We start from the raw sequence: 527 nt of genomic DNA, 5'->3' as shown, positions 1-527 counted from the left end.
CTAAAGCCTAAATCCCCCCTTTTACGGCTATGATTCTCCAAGAAGACCTTAACCAATGTTCGCCCCAACAACTCCGTGAGATGTTGGCCGAAGCAAAACGCGCTCAAAAGGTCTTTAAAGACAACCCTAACGTGCCTTTGAAGGTCGTCGCTAGTTACCAACTCGACGGTGACGAAATCATGTCCATTGAATCGGGTTTAACCCACGATTTTGTCGTGGCTGAACTACAAATTATCGCTCAACTCATTTTAGATGTACTTCAATCCCATGAATGATTTACAACAACGCTATTTGGGGGGATTGCCCTTGCAAGAACCCGCCAAACCCACTTCCTCCCTGCTTAAAATCATCCTCACCGTCTTGGGTATCGTCATGGCTCTATTACTTTTCTTTTACCTGCTCTTCATTCGACCTTTGACCAATAAGCCCAACAACACCACGGCCAATCAAGACACCGACGGTAAATCAACCAACAAAACCCAAGAACCTTCCCAGGAAACGGAAGGATCCGAACGGAGGGGGGCAGA

General features: G+C 46.9%; 2 protein-coding genes. Both read left to right on the top strand.

Annotated features, from left to right (window positions below):
• The first annotated feature begins 29 nt into the window (after positions 1 to 29).
• Positions 30 to 275, top strand: a complete 246-nt coding sequence (locus P1X15_RS32500) for a hypothetical protein (RefSeq protein ID WP_277342267.1) — start codon at positions 30 to 32, stop codon at positions 273 to 275.
• On the top strand, positions 268 to 527 hold a 260-nt coding region (locus tag P1X15_RS32495; RefSeq protein WP_277342266.1), incomplete at its 3' end, for a hypothetical protein. The genes P1X15_RS32500 and P1X15_RS32495, both read left to right, overlap by 8 nt.

Origin of the sequence: Runella sp. MFBS21, assembly GCF_029433105.1 — a bacterium.
In the GTDB taxonomy this organism is placed as follows: domain Bacteria; phylum Bacteroidota; class Bacteroidia; order Cytophagales; family Spirosomataceae; genus Runella.
This window is presented reverse-complemented; position numbering and strand designations above follow the sequence as displayed.